A 20,983-nucleotide genomic window follows, 5' to 3' on the forward strand; every position below is an offset into this window, starting at 1 on the left:
CATTCGCCCGGGCGATTTGCCAAGACAGGCGGCATAGCCTGAGCTAGAAGAGCTTCGCCCAATGAAAAGGAACCCGGGATGGAAGTTCTTCTGATCGGCTCGGCCGCCTGCATCACCGCCCTCATCGTCACAGCCTGGTTGATGACGCTCGCCAAATGGTTTCCCATCAAGGCCGTGGACGCTTTCGTCGTTGACTACAAGACGATGATCCGGGCGCATGTCGACTATGCGCTGATGGCGCTGTTCGGGGTCGGCTTTTATGGTTCCGGCGTGGAATTGCCGGTCATCGCCTGCTGGTGCGTCGCCATTGGCGGCTTCTCCAATCCGACCGTGTTCACGATCGCCGCTTTCGATCCGAATTTCTGGGACAAGAAATTCTGGCGCGCCTACACGGCGCTGAGCTTTACCGTATCGACCATCGGCTTTCTGTGGATCGCCTATGCGTTAGCGGCGCATGCGGTGACGCGCTGGGCCTGAGTTGCCCCTTGCGCGGGAGGCGCCGCCACGCCATTTGCAGGGCGGCCGTCGCACGCGGCCGTCAGAGGCCACTGAAATGACCTTCATGTTCGACGCCGCGCTGGCGGCGCTGCGCGAGATTCTCTCGCCGCCCTTCCGCAACGTGCTTTTGAAGAGTCTGGGAATGACCTTGCTCTTCCTGGCGCTCGCCTGGGTTGGCCTCGACAAGCTCGCGCTGTCGTACATTGCAGTGAATCACCCCTGGCTCCAGATCGCGCTGACCTACGCGGCGGGCCTCGGCCTTTTCCTCTTTCTGGCGTTCTTCATCGGCCCCATTTCGGTGCTGGTCGCGGGCCTTTTTCTCGACGATCTGGCCGATGTCGTCGAGGAGGACCTTTACCCCTCGGGCCAGCGCGGGCGGGCCATTCCCGCCTCTCAGGCGATCATGATGGGCGTGCGATTCGCGGCGGTCTCGGCGGGCGTCAATATTCTGGCGTTGTTCCTGTTGCTGATTCCGGGAATCAACGCCATCGCCTTCGTGCTGGCGAACGCCTATCTGCTGGGCCGCGAATATTTCCTCTTCGCGGCGACCCGCTTCCGGACATTGGAGGAGGCGATGGAGTTGCGCCGTCGCTATGCGCCGCAACTTTTTCTGGCGGGGCTGTTCATCGCCGCCTTCGTGATGACGCCCGGGCTCAATGTGCTGACGCCGCTGTTCGGCGTCGCTTTCATGTCGCGCATCCACAAGATGATTTCGCCCGAGCGGCGCGCCCGCTGAAAGGCGCGTGGCGGGGGCGTCAGGCCCCCAGCCGCTGCGACTGATACTGGCCCGTCTTGCGATAGCGATAGAGATAGCTCGGCACGATCGCCTCGATCGACTGCGGCTCGATGTTCAGCCCCGCGAGGGTGCGGCCTTCCCGAATGGCGGCGTCGCTGACGACATTGTCGTGGCGTAGCAGCTCCACCTGATCGCCCGTCATGCGCAGGAGCGTCGGGAACAGCCCCAGCGACAGCTTGGTGAATGTCTGGGTAATGCCGGCGACGAGCTTGCCCGTGCTGAAGGACAGCTTCGCGACGCCGCGCTCGCGCTCCGTCACCTTCAGCACATAGTCGATCAGCTCCGCGAAGGTCTTGATCTCCGGCCCGCCCAGTTCATAAATCGCGCCCGCCTTCGCGCGGCCGGCCAGCGCCGTGGCCACCGCCTCGGCGACGTCGCCGACATAGACGGGCTGGAATCTGGTCTCCGCGCCCACGATGGGGATGACGGGGAAGAAACGCGCCATGGTGGCGAAGCGGTTGAAGAAGTCGTCTTCGGGCCCGAAGATGATCGACGGGCGCAGGATCACGGCGGTGGGAACCGCCGCATGCATGGCGGCCTCGCCTTCGGCCTTGCTGCGGCCATAGGCGGAAGCCGACTTCGGGTCCGCGCCGATGGCGGAAATATGCACGACATTATCGATGCCGACGGCCTTCGCCGCCTCGGCGACGGCGCGCGCGCCAGCCGCCTGCACGTCGCTGAACTTCTGCGCGCCGGTCTCGGCGAGAATGCCGACGAGATTGACGACAGCCTCCGCGCCCCGCAGCGCCGCCGCCACCGATTCGGGCTTGCGCACATTCGCCTGCACCGCCATCACCTGACCGACGCGGCCGAGGGGCTGCAGGTGGAAGGCGAGGTCCGGACGGCGGCAGGCGATTCGCACGCGCCAGCCGTCACGCGCCAACGCTCGCACGACATGGCGGCCAACGAAGCCCGACCCGCCGAACACCGTCACAATGCGCCCCGCCCCAACGCTCTCGCCGCTCATCGTCCTTGCTCCGCTTGTCCCGCGCCGGCCCGGCCGGCTGAATTCTTCGCCCAGTCCTGTAGCGAAATTCGCGCGCAAAGGGAATGCGCCGGCAGGCTCCGAACGACTCCGCGCGGCGGCTTTTTGGGCTTTTTGCCGAAGCCGCGGCTTTTTCGCGCAGGAGCGCATTGACAGGAGGCGCCCGGCGCCCCTAAGACACGGCCGCAGATGCCCAGGTGGCGGAATTGGTAGACGCGCTGGTTTCAGGTACCAGTGGTGAAAGCCGTGGAGGTTCGAGTCCTCTCCTGGGCACCATATCGACAATCAAATTCCATTGAAAATAATTGATTCGGACGTGGCGGAACGGCGTCGCGCCTATTGTTTCCCCCTGCTTGCAATGTTGTCCCTTTCGAAACGACCGCGCATCCCATGCGGCGCAGCTCCCGGGCAAGCGGCGATCCTCCGGCCAACCGCTACAGCCTCGCGACAGACGCGGAGGAAATAATCTAGCTTACGCCATTTTTTTACAGGCGATTGGCGACAGAACATGTGTTATCTCTGGCGCCGTAAGCTTCACGTCAGGGCCACGGAGTGAGGGCGCCCGCTTGGAAAAGGCCGAAAATGACGAATGCGCCCCAACCACGAGCGACATGAGCGCCGACGTCGAAGTTGAGGCGGAAGCGCTGCGGCGCCTCAACGACGCCGCGTCCCGCCTTTGGCGAACGCGCAATCTGCAGTTCGGGCTCGAGGAGATGCTCGCGGCGACGATGGCCCTGGCCGGCGCGAACATGGGGCATCTGCAAATCTTCGATCGCGAACGTGAAACGCTGACGATCGTCGCGCAGCAGGGCTTCGACAATAATTTCCTTTCCTATTTTCACGAAATTTCGACCTGGAACAGCTTTGCCTGCAGCGGGGCGCTGCATTCCGGCGAATGTCTCATAATCGAGGACATAGACGCCGACCCCGCAATGAGCCTTTTGCGGTCGCTTGCCCACGCCGCCGGCGTTCGCGCCGTTCAGTGCACGCCGCTCATTGGACGTACCGGTCTGCGAATGGGCGTCATCACGACATATCATCGCACGCCCCGTCGCATCAGCGGGCAGGAATTGCGGCTGCTCGCACTCTACGCGCGGCAGACGACCGACTTCATGGAGCGCCAAGAAAACGACGAGGAACTGCGCCAGCGCGCCGAGGAGCTCGAGGCGGTCATCGACGCCGCGCCAGCTTTCATCTGGTTCGGCGACGCCGATTGCCGTGTCATTCGCGGCAACAACGCCGCCAACGAAATGACGGGCGTCACGCCCGGCGCGAATGTCTCGCAAAGCGTCGTCGCCATCGGGCAGGCGATCTATTTGCGCCAGTTGAAACAGGACGGCTCGGAGTTCCGGCCTGAAGAACTGCCGATACAAAGGGCGATTGCGACGCGCCGACCGGTGCGCGACGTCTATGTCGATTTCCGTTTTCCGGACGGGAAGCGCGTGGAGGCGACAGGAAACGCCGTTCCCTTGTTCGACGCGAATGGCGGAGTTCGGGGCGGCGTCGCCGCGCTGATCGACATCAGCGAACGCAACAAGGCCGAGCGTGAGTTGCGCGAGCATCTGGAGACGCAGGCCTTCCTGCTACGGCTGACGGATCGACTGCGTGACCTTGTCGATGCGCCACAAATCATGACGGAAGCAGTTGAGGCGCTCGGACGGAAGCTCGGCGCCGATGGCGTCGGTTACGAGACAGTGGCCGCCGGGGACGCCGCCAGAGTTGTCATGACCGAATGGACAGGATCGGGGATCGTGACAGCCGAACGCTCTCCACGGCTCGAAGATTTCGGTGCGGCTTTTGTCAGGGAGATGCGCGCCGGCCGCCGTTTCGCGATAGCGGACGTGTCGAGAGAGCTTGCGGCGTCGGAGGCGCCGACGGCGTCGATGAGCGGCGTCCGCGCGATGGTCGGCGCGCCAATAGTGAAGGCCGACCGGCTGCTCGGGGTTCTTCATGTTCAACAGGCGCGTCCGCGCGACTGGACGGAAGCGGAAATCTCCCTGACGCAGGAAGTCGCGCGGCGGACATGCGATTACATCGACCGCGCGAAAGCGTTGGCGATGACGCGCGAAAGCAGATAGCGGCTCGGATTTCGAGGCGGGCGCTGGCGGCCTCTCGCTCGAGAAGGAGCGAATATATGATTTCATGCCTTGATGTAATCGGAAGCGGCTGTGGCCGCGGCATAGACGTGAATGGCTCCCGGTGAAGCACGCCGGGACAGCGTCTCGAACCGGTCTTCCGGGCGAAGCCTTTTCCTTGCACCCGCGAAAAAATGCGGCCTGGACCGGCTGTCTCCCTGAGGCGACAGCACTGATCCAGACGCCATAAGCATCAGTTTCTACACCAATTTTCTTTTGCTGCGGCGTAAGGCCTCGGCCGATCTGACGGCTTTCAGAGCCGTGAGGCGCGCCCGCTCCCGTCTGGAAAACGCGGCGCTTTTCAAAATCCCTCTTGCCTGATCAAAATACTAGATTTATAGACTATATCAGAAGGTCGATTTTGGAGCTCGAGACATGAACAAGCGCACGCGAAAAACCGAGGCTTTTCTCCGTATCTTTACGATCGCGGCCGCCGCGCTCGGCGTCTTTGGAGGGCTCTATGCCCAGGCCGGGCAGACATTCCTGAACGTCTCCTATGATCCCACGCGTGAGCTCTACAAGGCGATCAATCCGGCCTTCGTCGCCGACTGGAAGGCGAGAACCGGGGAAAGCGTGGAGATCCAGACCTCGCATGGCGGCTCTGGCTCCCAGGCGCGCGCAGTGATTGACGGGCTCAATGCGGATGTCGTGACCCTGGCGCTGGCTGGCGACATCGACGCCATTGCGAACAAGAGTGGAAAAATCCCGGCCGACTGGCAGAAGCGCCGGCCGAATAATTCGTCACCCTATACGTCGACGATCGTGTTTCTCGTTCGCAAGGGCAATCCGAAGGCGATCAGGGACTGGGACGATCTGGCGAAGCCGGGCGTCGCGGTCATCACGCCCAACCCGAAAACCTCCGGAGGCGCGCGCTGGAATTATCTCGCGGCCTGGGGCTATGGGCTGAAGAAGTTCGACGGCGACGAGGAGAAGACGAAGGATTTCGTCAAGGCGATCTACAGGAACGCGCCGGTCATGGATACGGGCGCGCGCGGTTCGACCATCACTTTCGCGCAGCGCGCCCTGGGCGACGTGCTGATCACATGGGAGAACGAGGCCTTTCTCGCATTGAAGGAGTTCGGCGGCGACAAATTCGAGATCGTCGCGCCGTCCCAATCGATCCTCGCGGAGCCTCCTGTCGCCGTCGTCGACGCCAACGTCGACGCCAAGGGCAATCGGCAGGTTGCGGAAGCCTATCTCGATTTTCTCTATTCGCCCGCCGCGCAGGCGATCATCGCGCGCTACAACTATCGTCCGGTGCATCCCGAGTATGCGGCGAAAGAGGATCTGAAGAAATTCGCCAAGATAAATTTCATTACCATCGACAAGGCTTTCGGCGGCTGGGCCGCCGCTCAGAAAAAGCATTTCGCCGACGGCGGCGTCTTCGATCAGATCCAGACGCAAGAGGCCGTGAGGTGACCTCCCCGACCCTCGCTGGCCGCAACGCTCGGCGCTTCACGGCGCCGAGCGTCATCCCCGGTTTCGGCCTGACCTTCGGCTTCACGCTGCTCTATCTCGGGCTCATCGTGCTGTTTCCGCTGACGACGTTGATATGGCGCGCGTCGGGACTTGGTCTGCATGGACTCTATGTAATCGCCACGGAGCCGCGCGTTGCTGCGGCGTTGCGAACGACTTTCCTCCTCTCCTTCGTGGCGGCTATCATCGATCTTTTCTTCGGCCTCGTCGTCGCATGGGCGCTCGCGCGTTATGACTTCTTTGGCCGTCGCCTGTTCGACGCTTTCGTCGACCTTCCCTTTGCGCTTCCCACCGCCGTCGCCGGCATTTCGCTTGCGGCGCTCTATTCTCCCAACGGCTGGTTCGGCGCGCCGCTTGCGGATGTAGATGTGAAGATCGCCTTCACGCGCGCAGGCATTCTTGTCGCGCTGATCTTCATCGGTCTGCCCTTCGTCGTGCGCACGGTCCAGCCAATCATCTCCGAGCTGGAGACGGAGCTGGAAGAGGCCTCCGCCACCCTTGGCGCGGCGCGCCTGCAGACTGTAATCCGCATGTTGCTGCCGCCGCTCGTTCCGGCGTTGCTCACAGGCTTTGCGCTCGCATTCGCGAGAGCCATTGGCGAATATGGGTCCGTAATCTTCATCGCCGGCAATATTCCCTATGTGTCGGAGATTGCGCCGCTGCTGATCGTTGTGAAGCTCGAGCAATATGATTTCGCCGGCGCGACGGCGATTGCGACGATCATGCTGGCGATCTCTTTCGCCGCGCTGCTTATCATCAATCTCGTTCAGGCGTGGAGCCGAAGGAGATTCGGGCATGTCTGAGACAGCATTTGCCTCCATATCGCGCCGCCGCGTCAAGCTTCGCGCCGTCACGCAGGATTCGCCGCTGGCGCGTTTTGCGCTGATCACGATTGCCGTCGTCTTTCTTCTCATCTTCCTCTTTGCGCCGCTCGCCGTCGTGTTCGCAGAGGCCGCCAGCAAAGGCGCATCGACGTTTTTCGAGACTTTCAAGGATCCGGAATCGCTTGCCGCCATCCGTCTCACCGTGCTCATTGCGGCGATCAGCGTGCCCGCCAATCTGGTGTTCGGCCTTGCCGCGTCCTGGTCGATCGCCAAATTCTCCTTCCCCGGAAAGAGCCTTCTGATCACGCTGATCGATCTGCCCTTCTCCGTATCGCCAGTAGTCTCGGGCCTCGTCTATATGTTGGTTTTCGGCGCGCAGGGGCTGTTCGGCAAGTGGCTGCTGGCGCATGGCGTGCAGATCATCTTCGCCGAGCCGGGCATTGCGCTCGCGACGATCTTCGTCACCTTCCCCTTCGTTGCGCGCGAACTCATTCCGCTGATGCAGGAGCAGGGAAACGTCGAGGAGGAAGCGGCGCTGACGCTGGGCGCATCGGGTTTCAGGACCTTCCTCACCGTGACGCTGCCTAATATCAAATGGGGCCTGCTGTATGGCGTGCTGCTGTGCAATGCGCGCGCCATGGGCGAATTCGGCGCCGTCTCTGTCGTCTCCGGCCATATTCGCGGCCTGACCAATACGATCCCGCTGCAAGTGGAGATACTCTACAATGAATACAACAGCGTCGCCGCTTTCGCTCTCGCGGTTCTTCTTGCGGGGCTGGCGCTCGTCACCCTCGGGCTCAAGACCCTCCTCGAGTGGCGTCACGCCGACGCCCTTTCGGGACGGGCGCGGCGGCGCTGAGTTGAACAGGCGCGGCGCCGCCATTCGCGTCGAACATGTCGCGCAGGATTTCGGCGCTTTCGCCGCGCTGCGTGACGTCTCCCTCGACATCCGGCCCGGCGAACTCGTCGCGCTGCTCGGGCCTTCGGGCTCTGGCAAGACGACTCTTCTGCGCATCATCGCTGGCCTCAACGCGCCCGACCGCGGCCATGTTTACTTCGACGGCGAGAACGCCACCAATCTCCCCGTGCAGGATCGACGCGTCGGATTCGTGTTTCAGAACTATGCGCTGTTCAAACATATGACTGTCGCCGACAATATCGCCTATGGCCTCAGGGTGCGCCCACGCCGTTCGCGTCCGTCGCGCGCCGAAATCAGGGCGCGCGTCGCCGAACTGCTGCGTTTCGTCCAGCTCGAAGGTCTCGACGCGCGTTTTCCCGCGCAGCTCTCCGGCGGCCAGCGCCAGCGGGTGGCGCTTGCGCGCGCCCTCGCCATCGAGCCGCGCGTCCTCTTGCTCGACGAGCCCTTCGGCGCGCTCGACGCGCGCGTGCGCAAGGATCTGCGTCGCTGGTTGCGAGAGGTGCACAAGGAAACCGGCCTGACCACGGTTTTCGTCACTCATGATCAGGACGAGGCCATGGAGCTCGCCGATCGCGTCGTCGTGCTCAATGAAGGGCGCATCGAACAGATTGGCGCGCCCGAGGAGCTTTATGATCGGCCAGCGTCTCCCTTCGTCATCTCCTTTGTCGGCGAGGCGGTCGCGCTACCGGTCACCGTTGCGGCGGGCCATGTCGAATTCGCCGGGCGCCAGCTGCACATCGATACGCATGGACTGCGCAACGGCCCGGCCAAGGTCTTCTTTCGCCCGGCCGATATCGCGGTCGCGACGCCGGGACATGGCGAACTCGAAGGCCGCGTCGAAAGCCTGCGCCGAACGCCCGCCGGCGTGCGCGCCACAATCGCCATCGATGGTTATGATCAGACGCTCGAAATCGATTCGCCGCTCGAAAGCGCCGCGGCGCTCGGCGATCGCGTGCCGATTTCGCTGGCGAATGCGCGCATCTTCCCCATGGAGTCATCGGAGAGCGGCGATTATCTGAACGCGGGAGACGGCATTTGAGCCACTCGTCAGCGATATTGCGGACGGATCATGTCGAAGCCCCCGTCAACGACTGGAACTCGGATCTTTATCTGAAGTTCGAAAATGAACGCACGCGCGCAGCGCGCGATCTTCTTGCGCGCATTCCTTCCTTCGAGCCGAAGGTCGTTTTCGATCTTGGCTGCGGTCCCGGAAACAGCACGGAATTGCTGGCGACGACCTTTCCGGGCGCTTCAGTCGTCGGGATCGACAATTCGGAAAATATGCTTGCCGTCGCGCGCGCTCGCGCGGTGGCGGCGACATTTCTCAAACAAGATATTGAAAGCTGGCGTCCCGCTCAGGAAGTCGATCTGATTTTCGCCAATGCGGCGTTGCATTTTCTTCCGGACCATCCCGGATTGTTGACGCGCCTCTCGTCCTATCTTCGGCCGGGCGGGCGTCTCGCCGTGCAGATGCCGGACATCGTGCATGAATTGTCACATGCGGCGATGCGCATGGTGGCCGCAGACGGACCCTGGGCGAGCCGCCTCGTCCCGATCGCCAAGTCCAGCGTGGTGATCGGCCCGCCTCAGGAATATTACAATCTGCTGACCCCGCTCTGCCGGGAACTCGACATCTGGCGGACGATCTACATCCATCCGCTCGACGGACCGCAGGGCGTCGTCGATTGGTTCGAGGGATCGGCTTTACGTCCGTTCCTCGATCTTCTCAGCCCGGATGAACGCGCCGATTTTCTCTCGCGCTATCGTGAGAAGCTCGCGGAAGCCTATCCGCGGCAGCCGAACGGCAAGGTTCTGCTGCGCTACCCGAGGCTGTTTTTCGTCTTGCAAAAATAGCGGCCGGGGGCTTCTGGCTGGCCGCGCGATGGGAAGCGGCGGCACGTGGGCGTCGTCGCACCGGCGCGCGCCGCAAGATCGATTTCGCGGGGCTTTTGCGCGACCGGGCGCGCCTTTGTTCCCGGCTGTTGCAATTGTGCAACGGAATGGGCTGAATGTGCAGTTAATCTATCTTTTCAATAGACATAAAAACGCAGATGCGGTTCACTTGGCGTGTCAGGCCGGTCAGAGAATTACATTGCTGGCCGCGCGGACCGCGCTCTACAAAGAACAAACCGAGAGAGTTGGGGAATGGCGAAGTTTCAACGAAACAAGAGGCTCGGACCGGCGGTAGCGGCTCTGGTCGCAGTGTCGCCCGGATACGCATTCTCCGAGGAGAATCATCCCGTAAAAGTGGACGCGCCAAAAGCGGACAGCGTCGCCAGCAATGGCGCGAAGCCGAAGGCGACACCCGAGTCGAAGGTTGCGCCCGCCGTCGCGGCCAGTGAAAAGAAAAGTTACTACGTCAAGACTCGCGGCTATCGGCTGGAGCCGCAGCCTGACGTGCCGCCGTATGTTCGGGAGCTTGGCAAGACATACAAGCAATTCGAGGGGATCGACTGGCTGAACATCGGCCTCGATTCGCGCGTGCGTTTCGAATATCGCAAGGACGATTATCGTCCGTGGACCGACACCAGCGTCAGTCCGCCAGCTTCGCAGAGAAGATATTTCCCGAACTCGCTCTGGTTGCTGCGCACACGCGCCTATTTCGGCGTCAAGAATGTGCTCGATCCATTGCGTTTCGTGGTGGAGTTCCAGGATTCTCGCGCCTTCAACAGTATCTATGAATTGCAGGGACAGGAAATCAATCAGTCGGAATTGCTTCAGGGCTTCGCGGAACTTTATTTCAAGGATGCGCTGGGAAAAGACCCGTTGGGGAACGACCGCCCGCTGAGCCTGCGCGCCGGCCGCTTCCATCTGGAACTGCTCGACAGGCGGTTGATCGGCAACAACGAATTTCGCAACACGACGAATAATTTCGAGGGCTTTCGCATCAAGTTGGGCAAGAACGAAAACGACTGGGCCGTCGACAGCTTTCTGATGCGGCCGGTCATTCGCTATCCATATGAATTCGACCGTCCCGAGTGGGGCAATTGGATTTACGGGAGCGTTCTCAGCATTCGCCGCTGGTCGGAATATGCGACGATCCAGCCCTATTTCATCGGCCGCAAACAATATGGAGACGTCCTCAATACCTCCAATGCGCTCAAGGTTCATCGAGACACTTATGCGCCGGGGTTGCGCGTTTATGGCGTGCTCGGCAACTTCGACTATGACTTCGACATCAACAAGCAAATGGGCGAAGTTGGAGAATTCCGCGATCTCGGGACGCGCAGAAACGCCATTCAGACGACACTCCAGCATGACGCCATCGGCTATGGTTTTGAGGCGGGTTACACGTTCTCGGACCATCCGTGGAAGCCGCGCGTGAGCGCCGTCTATGTCTACGGCACCGGGAACAAAAGTCCGTATGACAGCGTCAACCAGAACTTCGATCCCTTCTATGGCTTCAATCAGCCATTTTCGCGCAATGATTATCTCGGCTGGAACAACGCGAAGAACGTCAAGGCGCGGCTGGAGTTCGAACCGGCCAAAAATACGCAGATCGACACGGCCTTCAGCGCCTATTGGCTGGCGAGCACGGCGGCTGCGTGGGATCGCGCCAATTTATACGCCCCCCTCGGCAACAGGGGTGATTTCATGGGGACAGAATATGACATCCGTATCCGTCACAAGTTGAATCAGTTCATCAATCTCACCGCCAGCTATGCGCGTTTCTGGCCGGGCTCCTTCACCTCGAGTTTCGCGCCGCCGACGTCGCTGCAATGGCCGCCGGTCGCCTGGCCCGGGCAATCCGCGCTCGGACAGACCGGATCGACGAACGGCCTGACCGCGCGGCCCACCGATTTCTTCTATCTGGAAGTCTCGGCGAACGGCTTCGGCGACGGACAGCCCATCGCCAAACCGCCGGGTTCCGATTTCTTCGCCAGCATGGCGCCGGATGCGCCGCCCGCGCCGCGTCCCAGCTGGACGGACGTCTATGTCGGTCTCAATGGCGGCGGCGCATGGTCCAGCCCTGCGTCGAACGTGCAGGTTGTGGGCGTCGGCCCGGCGCCGGCGAGCTTGCCTGTCGCTTTCAGCGCGGCGCCGATCGATACGGGCAACCATCTCGCCGGCTTCATCGGCGGTCTGCAGCTCGGCGCGAACTGGAATTTTTCGGGCAATTTCCTCGCCGGCGTCGAGACCGATCTCCACGGCGTCTCGGGAAACACGGACACGAAATGGCAGCTCACGTCGGCCAATGGCGGCGGCGATACGTTCCTGACCTATGAGCAGCGCACGGCGACGCTGAACTATCTCGGCACGGTCCGGGGCCGCCTCGGCTATCTCGCGACGCCGACGCTGGTCGTCTATGGAACCGGCGGCATGGCCTATGGCGGCGTCGTTTCCAATACGGCGATTTTCACCCGACGCGTCGGCGGCACGAGTCAGACACAGGTCAATCCCGTGTTCCAGGACACGCTGGTTGGATGGTCGGCCGGCGGCGGCGTGGAGTGGATGTTTTTGCCCAATTGGAGCGCCAAGGTCGATTACCTGCATTATGACCTCGGCAATGCGCGCGCCTCCGGCTTTGCGGCGCCGAGCAGCGGCGCCTTCAATTACAACGCCTCGACGTCCACCCGGTTCAACGGCGATCTGGTTCAGGCAGGCGTGAACCGCCACTTCGATCTGTTCGCCGCAGAGCCGGCCGTCGCCAGGAATTGATGAAGTATCCGCAGCGGCGCGGAATCTCCGGATAGAGCGCCTTCAGGAAAAGTGTATGCGGTCATCCGTTTGAACGCGCAACAAGATGTAAAGCTAGAGCCGCACTTATGCGGCAGGGGGCTTGCCGTTTTCGGGCTGACAGTCGCAAAACGTTCGCGCCGTCTCCGGTACATTCGGCGACTCAAGCGCGCCTCTCCACCGCGTCGGGGAATTTACCTTGAGGCGGCGGGTCGTGCCTTCGTCGGAACCCGTCCATTTCGGCCATGCGGCCACACACGATACGAATAATGTAATACGGGGCGCCGATGTAGTAGCCTGTTGGCGGAGATCGCGGCGACGCCCCGTGTTTTCAAAACACTTCGCACATTCGAAATACTTAGAGTCTGTCCGTGAACTTCACTCTTGATTACAGAGCCTTCTGAGCATCAGGCGGATGGAAGCGAGGTGCAGAAACGCGAGCGCCTTGCAATTGAGGTTTTCGAAGTCCTTTGCCAGCCTTCGGCAGCGGCCAAGCCATGAAAAGGTTCTTTCGACGACCCAGCGTCGGGGCAAAACCTCGAAACCTTTGGCGGCATCCGAGCGCTTGACGATCTCGGTGACGACGAAGGGCAAGGCCTTCTTCTGCGCGTCCCTGAATTGCGGGCCCTGATAGCCGCCATCCGCGAACAGTTTTTGCAGAAACGGGAATTTTCCCAACATCGTGCGCAGGACGAGAACGCCGCCGTCGCGATCCTGGATGTCGGCAGGATGAACGAGCGCGTGAAGCAGCAGGCCTATCGTATCGACGAGAATATGCCGCTTCTTGCCCTTGATCTTCTTTCCTGCATCGTAGCCATGCGGATCGATGCGACGCCCCCTTTTTCTGCGCCTTTCACGCTCTGGCTGTCGATAACGGCGGCGGTCGGGCTGGCCTCGCGCCCCGCCGCTTCGCGGCATTTCACGTAGAGAGCATGGTGGATGCGATCGAGCGTCCCGTCATATGTCCAAAGATCGAAATAGCCGTAAACCGTGCTCTTGGCCAGCAAATCCTTCGGGATCGCGCGCCACTGACAGCCGGTCGAGAGCACATACATCAAGCCGTTCACAACCGCGCGCATCTCGACCGTGCGTTTCCCTCCACCCCGCTTCGCAGGTGGGATCAGCGGTTCGACGAGCGCCCATTCCGAGTCGGTCACGTCGCTCGGGTAGCGCAATTTGCTGCGATCGTATCGCGCACGATTTTCATTCGTCCACATCGGCGGCCCCTTCGAGAATCAGGCCGCATCATTGAATCATAACCGATTCCTCCGATTCAACTTGTCCTCGGACCGACACTAAGATGTCTTCTCTAGGCGAAACATACCGCACCCTGCTTGTAAAGCAGAAGCGGCAAATCGAAACAGTGAACTGGGTGGTCTTTTGGAAGGCGCGAGTCACTTGTAAGTAAATACTTTCTCTGTCCTTCCAAAACGATCGGCTCGCCTAAGGCAGTTCGTCCCAAATAGAAGATATTCTTTTGTTCATTTCCATCATTAAATCTAATTTGCAAAGTTTCATTTGAATGTATAACATTATCATCTGCATCTATTATAGATGAAGTCAGCTTGAACGATGAATCTATGATGTAATCGGAGCTAAACTCTCCGCATTTGAGGATGTAGAATCCGTTATATGCTTCCATTTTCTCAGACTCCGCACTCAAATAATCTATTCCCGGCTGCCGGGTGCTTTACCGGCTATTTTTCGGTCCATTCGGTTTCTTTTCGTCCCGCCTCGCGAACAGTTCACCTCCGGGCAGGTGAAAGGCGGGAAATACAGGCCACATCTCGCGGTAAAATGTAACATAAGAACTGGAAGCGCAACATCAAATCCGAAACGAATGTTGACGCCGTGGCGCCGCCAGGTTTGGGTCAGTCGTTTAGGTCTCGACCACGATCGGGGGCGCGCTGACGCAGGCCACGCAGCCGAGCTAACCTGTAACAGAGATCCGGAAGACGATGCGTCGACCAGTCGAGGGATGAAAGATGGGTTAAAACTCCAACGCCGTAAGAACGATAAATGATTCCGCAACGGTTGATTTGGGGCGGCGACGCCGGTCTTTCGCTCTTGGCGCCGGCCCTTTTAATTTATCGTCGTCGTTCATACGCCGCCGCGACAGAGGCCCCCTATCTTCGCCTAGCAAGGGCGCAGCGTAATCTCGCCGTCCGCAGCCGTTGCTGTAATCATCCCCGGCGTCGAATGGGCGCGCGCGCACTCGCCATTGCGATCGATGATGATCAGCCCGCCATATCCCTGCACTTTGTCGACGAGGAAGCGTATCGCTTCATTCGCCGCGTCTTGCGCATGCATGCCGCGATATTCGATGAACAGCGCGGCAGTGCGGGCGAGCGACGTGCGAATGAAATCCTCTCCAACCCCGGTGCAGGATATTGCGCAGCTCGAATTATCCGCGAAGGTTCCCGCGCCGATGATCGGGGAGTCGCCGACCCGACCCGGAAGCTGGTTCACGACGCCGCCGGTCGAGGTCGCTGCGGCGAGGTCGCCGGATTGATCTCGCGCGACGGCTCCGACAGTGCCAGGTTTCACTTCATTCGCTCGTGAATGGTCGAGCGCGGTCGATCGCGCCGCGCGAACATTCTCGAATTGCGCAACGCGCTCCGCCGTCAGGAAATAATCCGAATTCTCGAAGTCGACGCCATTATCCCGGGCGAATCGTTCAGCTCCTTCGCCGATTAGGAACACATGATCGCTTTTCTCCATGATGGCGCGTGCAAGGAGCACCGGGTTTCTGACGCCACGCAGGCCGGCGACGGCGCCGGCGTCCAGATTGCGACCGTCCATGATCGACGCGTCGCATGAAACGAGTCCATCTGCGTTCAGGACAGATCCACGGCCCGCATTGTAAAGCGGGTTGTCTTCTAGCCGCATGACGCACTCGGTTACGACGTCGAGCGCCGACGCGCCAGTCTCGAGCCGGCGTGCGCCGGTTTCCACTATGTCGCGAAGAGACGCTTCATATCGTTCGGGCGCATGTATCGTTCCCGCGCCGCCGTGGATCATCAGCGAGTATTTTTTCATGGCGCGGGATTGTAATCGTCATGCGCAATGAAATCACGTGCGAAGTCGCGTATCGGGACCTGACTCGTCCCCTCGCGCAGGATCGCGTCCGCTGCGATCTCCAGCACAAAATTTCAAACTCGCTGGCCCCCTAAACGGTTCCAGGCTGGCGTCGCTTCACCGTCCATGCGGGATTGAAGACGCCTGTACGAGGGCATGGCGGAAAACTGGCGGTATTTGGCAGGAGAACCACTGTCGTCAAAGGGGGAGCGGAGTATCTTTATTTTACGACCATCCCAGGTTCCCCCTTCGGCCCGGAGACTTCCGGGCCTCTTTTTTGCCATAGGAGAAAAGTGAAGATAGAGGCGCTGGCCTTTGCCCGCAGCGCCATTCGATCGACCAGGCGCTCCGACACATGCGTCGCATCCGCAGGAGACGGCCCCTCCGCCGAATCGCGCTCATCCATGCCAGCAGATTGTTGCTTAGAGCGTTTTCGCCATGACCCATGCGCCGCGTCCTGGGAAAAGCCCATAACGCATGCGAGGATCGGTTTTTGGTCAATCCACGTCGGGTGAAGCGCCGCATTCATAACGCATCCTATGGTCAACGGCTTTTTAAGAACCACGCATTAACCATATAGCCTCGGATCGCCGGCCGCGAGGCGACAGGCGGGGCAAGCGCTCCAGTCAAGCCGTCAGGAGGCAGCAACATGCGCAAATTCTTTTTGGGATTCAAGAAAGCGACAACCGGCGACGTTCGGGTCTCGACCCTCGAGCACGGGTTGATGCTTTGCGTCGTCGCTTTCGGGCTCATCGTCTACACCAAAGTGATGATCGTCGATTTCAACTAGGGAGCGCCGTAATCGACTTTCTCTGGAGCCTTTCGCAAGGAGCGGGCGCAATTGAGCGCATGGAGGCAAGACCGCCTGACAAGGCGTCTTCATGTTCGCTTGGGCTATCGTTTGTTTTCCAGATCGGAAGCGGAATGCATTTGACGGCAGCCTCAGCCGGCTCTTCCTTCACTGGGCTATTCCAATAAGCTCCATGGCGAACTGCGTTCGGCGAATGGCGGAGAATGTGCTGTGCGGCGAGAGGCGATCGAATATTTTGAGAAGGCTCAACTTCTTTGGTTTCTTCGGGTCCGGCCTAACGCCGGACCCTTTTTTATCTCGCGCGATGGCCGTGCGCAGACCCGCTTACACATATTGCTCACCGCAAGAGGATTTCGCGGCGCCTGACCGGTGTCGCGTCATGCGAGCCGCGCAGATCGGTCAGTTCAAGACGACAACCTTCGTGCCGACCTTGACTCTCCCATAGAGGTCGACGACATCGCGATTCGTCATACGGATGCATCCCGAGGACACTGCTGCGCCGATCGTGTCCGGCTCGTTGGAGCCATGGATTCTGTATTCGCTCGAGCCGAGATACAGTGCGCGCGCGCCGAGCGGGTTCTCCATTCCGCCGGCCATATGTCTTGGAAGATCGGGGCGCCGCTTCAGCATCTGTGGCGGCGGCCACCAATCCGGCCATTCGCGTTTTCGGGTGACCGTTTTCGTTCCCGACCAGGTAAATCCTTCCCGACCGACGCCAACGCCGTATTCGATCGCCTGACCGTCGCCAAGCACATAGTAAAGGCGCCGTTGCTTCGTCGCCACGACGATCGTGCCTCTCATGAATTGCGGATGGCGCCAGATCACAAGCTGGCGAGGTATCGCCTGCTCCCGGAACAGATTGACAAAATCGGCGAGCGCTCCACGGTTCAATGGATTGTCCAGCGCCGGGGCCGGCGACGCGACAATCAGGGCCATGAAGCTCCCAAAAAGCGAGGCGCGTGCTCGAACCATTCCCAAAGACTCCGCCAGAGCTTCCGTTTGAACAGGAAAACAAGTCGGGCGGCTTATTGTTTACAAATGCGGCCGAAGTCGGACCTGAATGTGCTCCAAACGTCGCCGCGGCGCCTGACCATGGATGACGCCTTTAGCGCAGGTGAAACCTGGCCGTGCTGCGCGTCACGATGTTGGTGGAAGAAGGCGGAGCGTCACTTCCGTTTCGGCGAGGCTATAGCGACGAGGCTATTTCAATTTGAAGGGCGGCGTGAACGGCCCCAGATTGAAAGTCGCCGCTGCGCCAACCAGCGCATTCAGCTTTGAATCCGGCTCCGAACACACGCCGCTCAATGGCGACAGGGATTGTACGGCGAGAACCGACGTCACCTTGATCATGATCATTGGCGGTTCAGGAAAAACAAGGGCGCCGGAAGCAGTGTAATAGCCGTCCGAGACCATGGACCCGGCGCCCGGCGTCGTGAATATGACGCCGCGCAAAGGGCTGTCATTTGCATTCATGTAAGCTTGTCCGCTGCAATTCTTCGTTGCAAAGTATAAAATCAGACCCTCCGATTTAAGACCACTGTATCCAAATGGAAAGCTTACCCATGTTCCGTTTACTTGCCGCTGCACGAGATTTCGTTCAACGAGTTGCCCTACCGCTTTCCCTCTCGCGTCGACGACAATAAAGCCCTGCGTCGCGGACGGGGATGCCTCGCCGCCTTGCCCCAGGGCGGAGGGCGACGCGCCGATCAGAACGACGCCGATGAGCATGCGACACAGTGATCGCGGAAGAAGCAGCATTTTCGCCATTGAAAAACACCTGCGGCTGGCTCGATCGTCCCGTGAACATGGGGAGCGCCCGAATCTTAGAGCATTGTTTGCGTTCGAGCCAGAGCGACGGCGTCGCTGCCCGGGCAGGGGCGTCCCATTGGCGGATTTCCGGTTCCTTGCGTGCGGACGCGCCGCCGTTTTTCGCCAAACATGTGTTTTCGTTCGAGCACGAGCAGCGCTTCGAACTTTGGCGAATGCGGCAGTCGAGACGAAACACGTCGGTAGATTGTCAACAGTCTATGGCTTAACATTATGAAGCTATTTTCAGTTTAGGTAAATATTTACCATCAATATTTACGTTTCCCACCGCCCCGAGTGCAGCGATCCGCTTGCGAGCTGCGATCTCCCGGCTTGCCGAACCATGCGGATGAACGCGACAGAATTGATAGGCGCACCACAATGAAAAGCATCGCTTCCTCCGCCGTGTTGACATTATCCCTGATCGGGGGAGGGGCTTTTGCCGCGGATCTCTCGTCACACAAGCTTCCACCCTTGCCGGAGCTTCCGGCGATGGAGACGACGCCCTGGGCCGGATTTTATGTCGGCTTGAATGCCGGCGGCGCATGGAACGCAAGCACAGCTGTCAATTTGCTGTCCGCGCCGGTCTTCGTGGCCCCGGGGATTGGCGAGGAGATATGGGCAGCGACCTCGTCCTTTGCCGCAAGCCGCGCGCTTTCGACACAAGCAGCCGGTTTCATTGGCGGCGGCCAACTTGGTTACAATGGGCGGTTCAGTGAAAGCTTCATCGCCGGCGTCGAGGCAGATATTCAGGGCGTGGCCGGCGGCGCAAATAGCGCTCGCAACGTCAGCTTGCTCCCAACGCCGGCCGCTGGCCTCAGCTATCTGACGACGATGTCGGCCAGCAAACGGCTCGATTATCTCGGGACCGTTCGCGGCCGGATCGGCTATCTCGTCACGCCAACCCTCCTCGCATATGCGACCGGCGGTCTGGCGTATGGCGGGATCACGGCGAGAGCGGATTTCTTCCAGACAATCCCCAATGATACGCCGGGATTTGAACTCCTCGCGATCAACGCCGGCCGCTTTTCCAACACTCGCGCCGGCTGGACTCTCGGCGGCGGCCTCGAGTGGATGTTTTCAACTGACTGGAGCGTCAAGGCGGAATATCTCTATTACGATCTTGGCGGTGTTACATTTCCCACCGGCGTAACAACCGATCAGGCGTTCGGCGCGCTCATAATGGTCAGCAACAATCATGCGTCCACCCGCTTCGATGGACATATTGCGCGCGCAGGCGTGAACTATCATTTCAATTGGGACGCAGATCCGGTCGTCGCTTCCTATTGATCGAAGCTCATTCTGGAATTCGACGATGGGGTGACAAAGCCCGCCCCGGCGATGGAATCATCGAGGCGCCCGGCTCAAATGGCCGGGCCGGCGCTTTTTTTCCCGGTTATGCGGCGCGAGAAACCCGATCGCCTCCATCCCTGTTCGGCAAGCCGGGCGACATTAAATAACAACTGCGAATGTCTTTTGACTGGAGCCGCAGGGGGATGGTTGCACGCGTCGGTTTGAACCAGGTGAAGCTGGTCGGATTGGACTTCGGCTCGACGACAACAAGTTTTCTCGCATTACAGGCGGAAATCTCTGGCAATTGCGTCACCGGGCGAATGGCGCTTCGTAATCCTCGCGCCATTTATCGTCCTGATCCGATCTTCACGCCGCTCAATCAGCAAAAACTCGATCTCGAGGCGATACGGTCCCGGGTCTTGTCATGGCTCACGGAGGCCGGGACTGCGCGCGAGGATATTTTCGCCGGCGGCGCGATCGTCACAGGATTGGCGGCGGAGCGGGAGAACGCCGACGCGCTGAGGGCGACCGTCATTGACTTGCTTGGCGACGCGGTTGTTGCGACAGCCGACGATCCGCGCCTGGAATCATGGCTCGCCTTCATGGGCGCGGGCTCGGCGGTTTCTCGCGCCCATCCGGAACAACCGATACTCAATATGGACATCGGCGGCGGTACGACGAATCCGGCCCTTGGGCTGGCCGGCGATGTCAAGGCTGTCGGGTGCTACTTCATTGGCGCGCGTCATTTCGAGTTCGAGCCGGGACGCTATCGTTTGAAAAATTTCTCGCGTTTCGGCGCAGCGATGCTCGAGAATTTCGGTTTTGAACATTCGGTCGGGTCCGATCTATCCAGCAAGGCGGTCGCTCGTCTGACGAAATATCTGACGGATGCGTTAGTGGCGATCGTCGAACAGGATCATGAGTTTTTCGACAATCCGCTTGGTCGTCTCATTGCGCCCGCGCCTTGCGTTTACGATGCGTCGATTGCGCCGGCGGTGACATTCTCCGGCGGCGTCGGCGAACTCGTTTACGCTATCAGCGCGGGAGAAGCGTCGCCGGCGACAACCGCCTATGGCGATCTCGGCGTCAACCTTGCTCAGGCTATTGTCGCCGATAAGCGGCTCGCGGCGGATATTCAGCGTTTCGTTCCGGAACATAGGGGACGCGCGACGGTACAGGGCCTCACCTATAACAACACCGAAATTTCCGGCACGACATTATTCCTCGGCGCCGCCGCCCTTCCGCTTCCAGATCTGCCGATCGTGGCGTCGCTCTCCTCGAGGGTTGACGCCCGCACATTGACGAGAGCGCTGAAACTCGCCGGCGGTTCGCGACGCGGTGTTTGCATCCAGCTCGCCTGGGACGAAACGTCGCCCTGTTACGGCGATGTGAAGAAGCTTGGGTTGACGATTTCGGAAGCGCTCAATGAAGCTAGTCTTCCATCCGACGCGCCGCTCGTGATTCTGACGAACGCTAATGTAGGCAAGGCTCTCGGCAATTACGCGACCGCCTGGAAATCCTCCGCTCGGAGACTGATCGTCATAGACGAAATTCCGACGCGAAAAGCGCAGTTCGTAAATCTCGGAGCAATGCGAAGCGGCGTGGTTCCGGTTTCCTTCTATGGTATGAACTGAAGTTCGCGCGCGTTGGCGCAAAAGGGTGGAATGGAAGCGGAGGACGCAGGA

General features: G+C 60.3%; 16 protein-coding genes, 1 tRNA gene and 1 pseudogene. 13 read left to right on the forward strand and 5 right to left on the reverse strand.

Annotated features, from left to right (window positions below; genetic code table 11):
* Window positions 1–78 precede the first annotated feature (78 nt).
* Both LG047_RS13060 and LG047_RS13065 read left to right on the forward strand, forming a co-directional pair.
* The gene (locus LG047_RS13060; RefSeq protein ID WP_227967149.1) at window positions 79–477 is read left to right on the forward strand and encodes a hypothetical protein; all 399 of its coding nucleotides are present in this window, start codon (window positions 79–81) and stop codon (window positions 475–477) included.
* Between the two features lie 76 nt (window positions 478–553).
* Window positions 554–1,234 (forward strand): sulfate transporter family protein, encoded by a 681-nt coding sequence (locus LG047_RS13065; RefSeq protein WP_227967150.1) that lies wholly within the window; start codon window positions 554–556, stop codon window positions 1,232–1,234.
* A gap of 19 nt (window positions 1,235–1,253) precedes the next feature.
* Here the strand turns inward: LG047_RS13065 and LG047_RS13070 are convergent, their stop codons facing one another.
* Window positions 1,254–2,261, reverse strand: a complete 1,008-nt coding sequence (locus LG047_RS13070) for a complex I NDUFA9 subunit family protein (protein ID WP_227967151.1) — start codon at window positions 2,259–2,261, stop codon at window positions 1,254–1,256.
* A gap of 209 nt (window positions 2,262–2,470) precedes the next feature.
* On the opposite strand from LG047_RS13070, the gene LG047_RS13075 reads away from it, so the two are divergent.
* From LG047_RS13075 to LG047_RS13110, 8 genes are all read left to right on the forward strand, one after another.
* A tRNA-Leu gene (locus LG047_RS13075) sits at window positions 2,471–2,555 on the forward strand.
* Window positions 2,556–2,890: 335 nt separating this feature from the next.
* Window positions 2,891–4,357: a GAF domain-containing protein gene (locus LG047_RS13080; protein ID WP_227967152.1), complete on the forward strand. Its 1,467-nt coding sequence runs from the start codon at window positions 2,891–2,893 to the stop codon at window positions 4,355–4,357.
* Window positions 4,358–4,789: 432 nt separating this feature from the next.
* Entirely contained in the window at window positions 4,790–5,833 is a 1,044-nt protein-coding gene (locus tag LG047_RS13085; RefSeq protein ID WP_227967153.1) for a sulfate ABC transporter substrate-binding protein, read from the forward strand.
* Window positions 5,830–6,693 carry a sulfate ABC transporter permease subunit CysT gene (cysT, locus tag LG047_RS13090; RefSeq protein WP_227967154.1) on the forward strand — a complete coding sequence of 288 codons (864 nt, stop codon included), beginning with the start codon at window positions 5,830–5,832 and terminating at the stop codon, window positions 6,691–6,693. Before LG047_RS13085 ends, cysT begins: the two co-directional genes overlap by 4 nt.
* A complete protein-coding gene (gene cysW / locus LG047_RS13095) occupies window positions 6,686–7,573 on the forward strand; it encodes a sulfate ABC transporter permease subunit CysW (RefSeq protein WP_227967155.1) in 888 nt (295 codons plus the stop codon). The genes cysT and cysW overlap by 8 nt, the downstream gene beginning before the upstream one ends.
* Before the next feature lies 1 nt (window position 7,574).
* Window positions 7,575–8,672: a sulfate/molybdate ABC transporter ATP-binding protein gene (locus LG047_RS13100; RefSeq protein ID WP_227967157.1), complete on the forward strand. Its 1,098-nt coding sequence runs from the start codon at window positions 7,575–7,577 to the stop codon at window positions 8,670–8,672.
* Complete coding sequence (gene tam / locus LG047_RS13105; protein ID WP_227967159.1) at window positions 8,669–9,487, forward strand: trans-aconitate 2-methyltransferase; 819 nt, start codon at window positions 8,669–8,671, stop codon at window positions 9,485–9,487. Before LG047_RS13100 ends, tam begins: the two co-directional genes overlap by 4 nt.
* Before the next feature lie 291 nt (window positions 9,488–9,778).
* A complete protein-coding gene (locus LG047_RS13110) occupies window positions 9,779–12,292 on the forward strand; it encodes an alginate export family protein (protein WP_227967161.1) in 2,514 nt (837 codons plus the stop codon).
* 396 nt (window positions 12,293–12,688) lie between these two features.
* On the opposite strand, the pseudogene LG047_RS13115 reads toward LG047_RS13110, so the two are convergent.
* Window positions 12,689–13,527: pseudogene (locus LG047_RS13115) on the reverse strand (IS5 family transposase).
* 919 nt (window positions 13,528–14,446) lie between these two features.
* Entirely contained in the window at window positions 14,447–15,349 is a 903-nt protein-coding gene (locus LG047_RS13120; RefSeq protein ID WP_227967165.1) for an isoaspartyl peptidase/L-asparaginase family protein, read from the reverse strand.
* A gap of 688 nt (window positions 15,350–16,037) precedes the next feature.
* On the opposite strand from LG047_RS13120, the gene LG047_RS13125 reads away from it, so the two are divergent.
* Complete coding sequence (locus LG047_RS13125) at window positions 16,038–16,178, forward strand: hypothetical protein (protein ID WP_158497336.1); 141 nt, start codon at window positions 16,038–16,040, stop codon at window positions 16,176–16,178.
* A 420-nt stretch (window positions 16,179–16,598) separates the two neighbouring features.
* Here LG047_RS13125 and LG047_RS13130 read toward each other — a convergent pair whose 3' ends face one another.
* The gene (locus tag LG047_RS13130; RefSeq protein ID WP_227967167.1) at window positions 16,599–17,135 is read right to left on the reverse strand and encodes a L,D-transpeptidase; all 537 of its coding nucleotides are present in this window, start codon (window positions 17,133–17,135) and stop codon (window positions 16,599–16,601) included.
* 264 nt (window positions 17,136–17,399) lie between these two features.
* Complete coding sequence (locus LG047_RS13135; RefSeq protein WP_227967175.1) at window positions 17,400–17,966, reverse strand: hypothetical protein; 567 nt, start codon at window positions 17,964–17,966, stop codon at window positions 17,400–17,402.
* Window positions 17,967–18,386: 420 nt separating this feature from the next.
* Here LG047_RS13135 and LG047_RS13140 point away from each other — a divergent pair, with 420 nt between their 5' ends.
* Window positions 18,387–19,295: an outer membrane protein gene (locus LG047_RS13140; protein ID WP_227967178.1), complete on the forward strand. Its 909-nt coding sequence runs from the start codon at window positions 18,387–18,389 to the stop codon at window positions 19,293–19,295.
* Window positions 19,296–19,501: 206 nt separating this feature from the next.
* Entirely contained in the window at window positions 19,502–20,932 is a 1,431-nt protein-coding gene (locus LG047_RS13145) for an ethanolamine ammonia-lyase reactivating factor EutA (RefSeq protein WP_227967180.1), read from the forward strand.
* Window positions 20,933–20,983: the final 51 nt, after the last annotated feature.

It is taken from the genome of Methylocystis sp. WRRC1, from assembly GCF_020733155.1.
GTDB lineage: Bacteria > Pseudomonadota > Alphaproteobacteria > Rhizobiales > Beijerinckiaceae > Methylocystis.